The sequence below is a fragment of the Quisquiliibacterium sp. genome, assembly GCF_982640115.1.
Genome location: NZ_CEXFHW010000176.1, coordinates 1 through 7,944 on the forward strand (window position 1 = coordinate 1; position 7,944 = coordinate 7,944).

7 protein-coding genes and 1 pseudogene are annotated in these 7,944 nt (G+C 70.5%); 6 read left to right on the forward strand and 2 right to left on the reverse strand.

What is annotated here, in order from left to right; all coding sequences use genetic code 11:
- Together AC2H6A_RS16005 and gcvT are read left to right on the forward strand one after the other, a co-directional pair.
- Nucleotides 1–682, forward strand: a pseudogene (locus AC2H6A_RS16005) (glycine dehydrogenase (aminomethyl-transferring)); the annotation flags it as partial.
- A gap of 55 nt (nucleotides 683–737) precedes the next feature.
- Nucleotides 738–1,874, forward strand: coding sequence for a glycine cleavage system aminomethyltransferase GcvT (gene gcvT, locus AC2H6A_RS16010; RefSeq protein WP_484274707.1), 1,137 nt, complete (start codon nucleotides 738–740; stop codon nucleotides 1,872–1,874).
- 51 nt (nucleotides 1,875–1,925) lie between these two features.
- Here gcvT and AC2H6A_RS16015 read toward each other — a convergent pair whose 3' ends face one another.
- Nucleotides 1,926–3,344, reverse strand: a complete 1,419-nt coding sequence (locus AC2H6A_RS16015) for an FAD-binding oxidoreductase (RefSeq protein WP_484274708.1) — start codon at nucleotides 3,342–3,344, stop codon at nucleotides 1,926–1,928.
- Between the two features lie 232 nt (nucleotides 3,345–3,576).
- On the opposite strand from AC2H6A_RS16015, the gene AC2H6A_RS16020 reads away from it, so the two are divergent.
- The 4 genes from AC2H6A_RS16020 (at nucleotide 3,577) to uraH (ending at nucleotide 6,607) form a co-directional block, all read left to right on the forward strand.
- Nucleotides 3,577–4,614 (forward strand): ABC transporter substrate-binding protein, encoded by a 1,038-nt coding sequence (locus tag AC2H6A_RS16020; RefSeq protein ID WP_484274709.1) that lies wholly within the window; start codon nucleotides 3,577–3,579, stop codon nucleotides 4,612–4,614.
- Between the two features lie 62 nt (nucleotides 4,615–4,676).
- Entirely contained in the window at nucleotides 4,677–5,474 is a 798-nt protein-coding gene (locus AC2H6A_RS16025) for an ABC transporter ATP-binding protein (protein ID WP_484274710.1), read from the forward strand.
- 7 nt (nucleotides 5,475–5,481) lie between these two features.
- Entirely contained in the window at nucleotides 5,482–6,246 is a 765-nt protein-coding gene (locus tag AC2H6A_RS16030) for an ABC transporter permease (protein WP_484274711.1), read from the forward strand.
- Between the two features lie 10 nt (nucleotides 6,247–6,256).
- Nucleotides 6,257–6,607, forward strand: a complete 351-nt coding sequence (uraH, locus tag AC2H6A_RS16035; RefSeq protein ID WP_484274713.1) for a hydroxyisourate hydrolase — start codon at nucleotides 6,257–6,259, stop codon at nucleotides 6,605–6,607.
- Between the two features lies 1 nt (nucleotide 6,608).
- Here the strand turns inward: uraH and AC2H6A_RS16040 are convergent, their stop codons facing one another.
- Nucleotides 6,609–7,868: an allantoate amidohydrolase gene (locus tag AC2H6A_RS16040; protein ID WP_484274714.1), complete on the reverse strand. Its 1,260-nt coding sequence runs from the start codon at nucleotides 7,866–7,868 to the stop codon at nucleotides 6,609–6,611.
- Nucleotides 7,869–7,944 lie beyond the last annotated feature (76 nt).

A 7,944-nucleotide genomic window follows, 5' to 3' on the forward strand; every position in this document is an offset into this window, starting at 1 on the left:
CGCCCCGGCGGGCGTGGGTGAAGCGGCCGCGGCGGGCGCACCCGCAAGCGGCTCGGTATCGGCGGCCGCCAGCGGCAGCGCGCTCATCACCGCCATCTCGTGGATGTACATCCGCATGATGGGCGGCAGCGGCATCCGCAAGGCCACCGAAATGGCGATCCTCAACGCCAACTACATCGCGCACCGCCTGCGGCCCTGCTTCCCGGTGCTCTACGCCGGCGAGCACGGCCGCGTGGCCCATGAGTGCATCCTCGACATGCGGCACCTGAAGGCGCAGTACGGGGTCACTGCCGAGGATGTCGCCAAGCGCCTGATGGACTACGGCTTTCATGCGCCGACGCTGTCCTTCCCGGTGGCCGATACGCTGATGATCGAGCCCACCGAGTCGGAATCCAAGGCCGAGCTCGACCGCTTCTGCGACGCGATGATCGCCATCCACGGCGAGCTGCTGGCGATCGGCCGGGGCGAGCTCGACCGGACCGACAACCCGCTGAAGTGCGCGCCGCACACCGCCGCCGAGATCGCCGGCGAGTGGCGCCATGCCTACTCGCGCGAGCTGGCGGCCTACCCGCTGCCCTGGCTGCGTGAGGCCAAGTTCTGGCCGAGCGTGAAGCGGGTGGACAACGCCGCCGGCGACCGTCAGCTGGTCTGCACCTGTCCGCCGATCAGCGACTACGCCTGAGCCGCGCCCGCCGCTCGCCCTGCGGGGCGGGCGGCCCGTTCCTTCCGGAGATGCCATGACCGACACCCCCGCCGCCGCCGCTCCGGCGCGCGTTCCGCTCGACGCCCTGCATCGCCGGCTCGGCGCGCGCATGAGCGCCTTCGCCGGCTGGGACATGCCGATCCAGTACCCGGCCGGTCTGAAGGCCGAGCACCTGCACACCCGCAGCCAGGCCGGACTCTTCGATGTCTCGCACATGGGCCAGCTGCGCATCACGCCGCGCGACGGGCAGGCGGCCACGCTGCACGCCGCGCTGGAGGCCGCGCTGCCGGTCGATTTCGACGACTGGCCCGTCGGGCAGCAGCGCTACTCGTTGCTGCTCAATGCGCAGGGCGGCATCGAGGACGACCTGATGATGGTCAACCTCGGCGACCAGGTCCGCATGGTGGTGAACGCCGGCAACCGCGAGGCCGATCTCGCCCGGCTGCGTGCGCTGTGCCCGGCGCTGGCCATCGACTGGATCGACGAGGCGCTGATCGCGCTGCAGGGGCCGCAGGCCGAGGCGGCGCTCGCCCGGCTCGACCCGGCCGCGGCGGGGCTGCGCTTCATGGGCGCGGCCACGCTCACGCTGCTGGGCGCGGCCTGCTTCACCACCCGCTCGGGCTACACCGGCGAAGACGGCTACGAGATCGCGCTGCCCCTGGCGCAGGCGCAGGCGGTGGTCGAGCGGCTGCTGGCCGATCCGGCGGTGGCGCCGGTGGGTCTGGGCGCGCGCGACACCCTGCGCCTGGAGGCCGGACTGCCGCTGCACGGCAATGACATCGGGCCCACCGTGACGCCGGTGGAGGCGGGCCTGGCCTTCGCCATCGCCCGCTCGCGGCGCCGTGGCGCGGCCAAGGCCGGTGGCTTCCCGGGCGCGGAGCGCATCCTCGCCCAGCTCGCGCAGGGCGCGCCGCGGCGCCTGGTCGGGCTGGTGTCGGACCAACCGGCGCCGATCCGCGCCCATGCGCCCATTCTGGATGCCGATGGCGTGACGGTGGGCGAGGTGACCAGCGGCACGGTCTCGCCCAGCCTGGGCCGGCCGATGATGCTGGCGCTGGTGGCTCGCGAGGCGCTGCAGGCCGGCGGCGCGCTGCAGGCGCTGGTGCGCGAGCGGCGCCTGCCGGTGAGCGCCGCTCCCCTGCCCTTCGTGCCCAAGCGCTACCGGCGCTGAGCGCGCCCTGCGCCGGGCCTCGGGCAGCCCCGGGGCAGCACGCCCCGACGCTCAGGCCTCGAGCCGGAAGATCTTGCCCGGATTGAGGATGTTGTCGGGGTCGAAGGCGAGCTTGATCCGGCGCATCAGCTCGATGGCGTCATCGCCCACTTCCTCGACGAGGAAGCCGATCTTGTGCAGGCCGATGCCATGCTCGCCGGTGCAGGTGCCCTCCAGCGCGATGGCGCGCTGCACCATCTGCATGCTCAGGCGCTCGGCCGTGGCGCGCTGGGCGTCGTCGCCCTCCTTGACCAGGTAGGCAAGGTGGAAGTTGCCGTCGCCGACATGGCCGAGCAGCATGGTGGGGAAGTTGCCCTTGTCGAGGATCGCCCGCGCGCCGGTGATCGAGTCGGCCAGACGCGAGATCGGCACGCAGGTATCGGTGGAGATGGCCCGGCAGCCCGGACGCACCTGCAGGCAGGCGAAGTAGGCGTTGTGACGGGCATTCCAGAGCCGGGTGCGGTCCTCGGGGCGGCTCGCCCATTCGAAGTCCTGGCCGCCGTGATCGCGCGCGATCTGCTGCACCAGCTCGGCCTGCTCGCGAGCCGAGGCCTCGGTGCCATGGAACTCGAAGAACAGCGTGGGCGCCTCGCGCAGCGTGGTGTGGCTGTGGGCGTTGATCGCACGGATGGTGCGCTCGCACAGGAACTCGCTGCGGGCGATCGGCACGCCGAGCTGGATGGTCTGGATAACGGTGGCCACCGCCGCCGCCATGGTGGGGAAGTTGACCACCGCGGCGCTCATCGCCTCGGGCAGCGGATAGAGCTTGAGCGTGATCTCGGTGATGATGCCGAGCGTGCCCTCCGAGCCGATGAACAGGCGGGTGAGGTCATAACCGGCCGATGACTTCTTGGCCCGGCCGGCGGTGCGGATCACCTTGCCGTCGGCGGTGACCACCGTGAGCGAGAGCACATTCTCGCGCATGGTGCCGTAGCGCACGGCGTTGGTGCCCGAGGCGCGGGTGGCGCACATGCCGCTGATGCTGGCGTCGGCGCCCGGATCGATCGGAAAGAACAGACCCGTGGACTTGAGCTGCTCGTTGAGCTGCTTGCGCAGCACCCCGGCCTGGACGGTGACGGTGAGATCGTCGGCATCGACGGCGAGGATGCTGTTCATCTGCGAGAGGTCGACGCTGATGCCGCCCTGCACCGCGAGCAGATGGCCTTCCAGCGAGGAGCCGGCACCGAAGGCGATCAGCGGATAGCGGTGCGCGCGGCACAGCGCGACCAGATCGGCCACCTCCTCGGTGCTGTGGGCGAACACCACGCCCTCGGGCGGGGTTGGCGGGAACGGCGACTCGTCACGGCCATGATGCTCGCGTACCGCGCTGGCCACCGAGAACCGCTCGCCGAAGCGCGCGGCCAGGGCCTGCGCCAGCGCCGGCGGCAGGGGTCGGCGAAGTTCGGACAGGAAGGGACTGGGATGGTTCATCGGCTTCTCCTGGGGTCCGGGGGCGGCCCGGCCTGCGCATTGTAGGCCGGGCGGCGCACGCCAGCGCACCATGGTCGGGCAAGGGCGGATCACCGCCGGCATTTGTTACGATGCCGTTTCACCCCGTCCCCCGCCGGACCGCCCGCCGCGGCCGGGCCGCGCCAGGCCGTCAAGGCCATGCCCGGCCCCAGCCCGGACGCGCGAGGCCGGACCCCGCAGCCAGGAGCTCACCATGCCGTCCCGCAGACCCTTCTTCGCCGCCCTCGGCCTCGGCCTGAGCCTCGTGCTCGGCACCGGCGCCGCGCACGCCCAGGACACCAAGATCAAATTCCAGCTCGACTGGCGCTTCGAGGGCCCGGCCGCGCTGTTCCTTGCAGGGAAGGCCAAGGGCTACTTCGCCCAGGAAAAGCTCGATGTCACCATCGACGCCGGCAACGGCTCGGGCAATGCCGTCAATCGCGTGGCCTCGGGCACCTACGACATGGGCTTCGCCGACCTGTCGGCCCTGATGGAATTCCATGGCAACAATCCCACCGCCCCGAACAAGCCCGTGGCCGTGATGATGGTCTACAACAACACCCCGGCGGCGGTGTTCTCGCTCAAGAAGAGCAACATCAAGAGCCCGGCCGATCTGGTGGGCAAGCGCCTGGGCGCGCCGGTGTTCGATGCCGGCCGCAAGGCCTTCCCGATCTTCGCCAAGGCCAATGGCATCGACCTCGCCAAGGTGAACTGGGTGTCGATGGACCCGCCGCTGCGCGAGACCATGCTCGCCCGCGGCGATGTCGACGCGATCACCGGCTTCTATTTCACCTCGCTGCTCAACCTGAACGCCCGCGGCGTGAAGGACGAGGACATCGCGATCCTGCCTTACCCGCAGTACGGGGTGAAGCTCTACGGCAACGCGATCATCGTGTCGGACGCCTTCCTGAAGAAGAACCCCGAGGCGGTGAAGGCCTTCCTGCGCGCCTTCACCAAGGGCGCCAAGGATGTGCTGGCCGACCCGGATGGCGCGATCCGCTTCGTGAAGGAGCGTGACGCGATCATCGACGAGACGCTCGAGAAGCGTCGCCTGCGTCTGGCCATCGCCGGCTCGATCGCGACGGCCGACGCCCGCGCCGAGGGCTTCGGCGATGTGCGCCTGCCGCGCATGGCGCTGATGGCCTCGCAGGTGGCCGACTCCTTCGGCACCAAGGAGCGCATCAACCCCGACCGGATCTGGGACGGCAACTACCTGCCCTCCAAGGAAGCCCGCAACATCCTGGGCAAGTAACCCGCGGCCCGCCGCTGCACCCGCGGGCCATGCCCCGCGGGCGCCTCCCCGAAAGCGTCACCATGTCCGAGGCCTTTGTCGATTTCCGCCAGGTCTGGCTCGCCTACAACGACGAGCTCCTGGCCAGCAACGACTTCGCGGTGGAGGACATCACCGTCAGCACCCAGGCCGGCGAATTCATCGCGATCGTCGGCCCGTCGGGCTGCGGCAAGTCCACCTTCATGAAGCTGGCCACCGGCCTGAAGATGCCCAGCCGCGGCACGGTGCACATCGACGGCCAGCCGGTCACCGGGCCGCTGAAGATCGTCGGCATGGCCTTCCAGGCGCCAACGCTGCTGCCCTGGCGCACCACCATCGACAATGTGCTGCTGCCGCTCGAGATCGTCGAGCCCTACCGCTCGCAGTTCAAGGCGCGCCGCGCGGAGTTCATCGAGCGCGCCCGTCGGCTGCTGGCCACGGTGGGCCTGCAGGGCTACGAGGACAAGTTCCCCTGGCAGCTCTCCGGCGGCATGCAACAGCGCGCCTCGATCTGCCGCGCGCTCATCCACGAGCCGCGCATGCTGCTGCTCGACGAGCCCTTCGGCGCGCTCGACGCGTTCACCCGCGAGGAGCTCTGGAATGTGCTGCGCGACCTCTGGACCGAGCAGCGCTTCAACGTGATCCTGGTCACCCACGACCTGCGCGAGGCGGCCTATCTCGCCGACACGGTGTATGTGATGAGCAAGCGGCCCGGCCGCATCCTGGCGCGGCGCGAGATCGACCTGCCCCGGCCTCGCGACCTGGACATCACCTACACCGACCGCTTCACCGCGCTGGTGCACGAGCTGCGCTCGCGCATCGGCGAAATCCGCAAATCCTGAGGCGACCATGAACCGCGGCAAGCAACTCGAGAAGATCGCCCCCTGGGTGCTGCTGGTGGCCGCCATCGCCCTGTGGCAGGCGATGTGCAGCCTGTTCGATGTCTCGGAGTTCGTGTTTCCCAGCCCGGTGCAGATCGTGCGCTCGCTGATCGAATTCGCTGGCCCCATCGGACTGCATGCCTGGCGCACCTTCTGGACCACCATGGTGGGCTTCGCGATCTCCATCGCGGTGGGGGTGCTGCTCGGCTTCGTCATCGGCTCCTCGCGGCTTGCCTACGCCGCGATGTACCCGCTGATGACTGCCTTCAATGCGCTGCCCAAGGCGGCCTTCGTGCCCATCCTGGTGGTCTGGTTCGGCATCGGCGTGGGCCCGGCCATCCTCACCGCGTTCCTGATCTCGTTCTTTCCGATCATGGTCAACATCGCCACCGGCCTGGCCACGCTCGAGCCCGAGCTCGAGGATGTGCTGCGGGTGCTTGGCGCACGGCGGCTCGATGTGCTGATCAAGGTCGGGCTGCCGCGCTCCATGCCCTACTTCTTCGCCTCGCTCAAGGTTGCCATCACCCTGGCCTTCGTCGGCACCACGGTGTCGGAGATGAACGCCTCCAACGAGGGGATCGGCTATCTGCTGATCTCGGCCGGCTCGGCCATGAAGATGCCGCTCGCCTTCGCCGGGCTGGTGGTCATCGCCGTGATGGCCATGGCGATGTACGAGCTCTTCTCCTGGGTCGAGCGCCACACCACCGCCTGGGCCCACCGCGGCCAGCGCTGAAGGAAAACCCATGGGCAGACTGAGCACCCACATCCTCGACACCGCGCAGGGCAAGCCGGCAGCCGGTGTGCGTGTGGAGCTGTTTCGCGACGAGGGCGCGGGCGAACGCCTGGCCGAGCGCATCACCAATGCCGACGGCCGCTGCGAGCAGCCGCTGCTCTCCGGCGAGTCCATGGCCGCGGGCCGCTATCGCCTGGTCTTTCACATCGGCGAGTATTTCCGCGCCCAGGGGCTGCCGCTGGCCGACCCGGCCTTCCTCGAGCAGGTGCCGATCGCCTTCGGCATCGCCGACCCCGGCGCGCATTACCACGTGCCGCTGCTGGCCTCGCCCTGGGGCTACACCACCTACCGGGGCAGCTGATCTACGCGGGCTGCTGAAGGGCCCCCGCCACGCCGGCCAGCGCATCGGCCAGCACCCGCGTGGCGATCGCGGCATCCTCGGCGTCAAGCACTTCATCGGGATGGTGGCTGATGCCGCCGTTGCCGCATCGCACGAAGAGCATCGCCATCGGGGCAAGCGCCGGAAAGGCCATGGCATCGTGCCCGGCCCCGCTCGGCAGATGCCGCACCGGCAGCCCGCGCGCGGCGATCGCCTGCGCCAGGCAGGCCTGCAGCCGCGGATCGCAGGGTGCGGCATCGGCCTGGTAGAGCGGCTCGCGGCGCAACGCGATGCCGCGCCGCGCCGCGATGGCCACGCAGGCGGCGTCGATCTCGGCCATGGCCGCGCGCCGGATGTCGTCCCGGCCGCTGCGCACATCGAGGCTGAAGCTCACATCCTGGGGGATGACATTGACCGCGCCCGGCCGCGCCTCGAGGCGACCGACCGTGGCCACCACATCGCCGCGGGCCAGCGCGATGCGCTCGACCGCCAGCACCATCTCGGCGGCGGCCGCCAGCGCATCCTGGCGCGAGCCCATCGGCACCGTGCCGGCATGGCCCGCCAGCCCGGTGAGATGGACCAGCGCGCGCTGCGCGCCGGCGATCGCGGTGACCACGCCCACCGGCAGGCCCTCCTGCAGCAGCACGGGGCCCTGCTCGATGTGCGACTCGAGAAAGGCGATCGGCGGGCAGGCGCGGCGATCGACGCTCGGCCAGGCATCGGGGTCGGCGCCAAAGGCGACGAGGGCCTCGCGCAGGCTGATGCCATCGCGATCGCGCACCGCGAGCCAGGCCGGGTCGAAGGCGCCGGCCATGGCCTTGCTGCCGATCAGGGTGATGCCGAAGCGCACGCCCTCCTCGTCGCCGAAAGCCACCACCTCGAGGGCCACCGGCAGCCGCGCGCCACGGGCGTGAAGCCCGGCCACGCAGGCGATCGCCGACAGGATGCCGAACAGGCCGTCATAGCGGCCGGCGTTGCGCACCGAATCCATGTGCGAGCCGATCATCAGCACCGGCGCATCGGGCTGCGCGCCGGGATAGCGGCCCACCAGATTGCCCAGGGCGTCATAGGACGCGTCCATGCCGGCTTCGCGCATCAGCGCGGCGAGGTAGTCGCCGGCTGCCCGGTGCTGCGGGCCGAGGTAGGTGCGGGTGAGCGCCGGGGCTTCCTCGGTGAAGGCGGCCAGCGCGTCGGCCTGCGCGAGCAGGCGGACGCCCAGGGCCCGATCGTCATCGGTCAACATGGCTACACCCCCGGAAGCAACGGGCCCGGATGGTAGCATCCGCCCCCTGCCGGCGCGTCGACTCATAGCCGCGCCT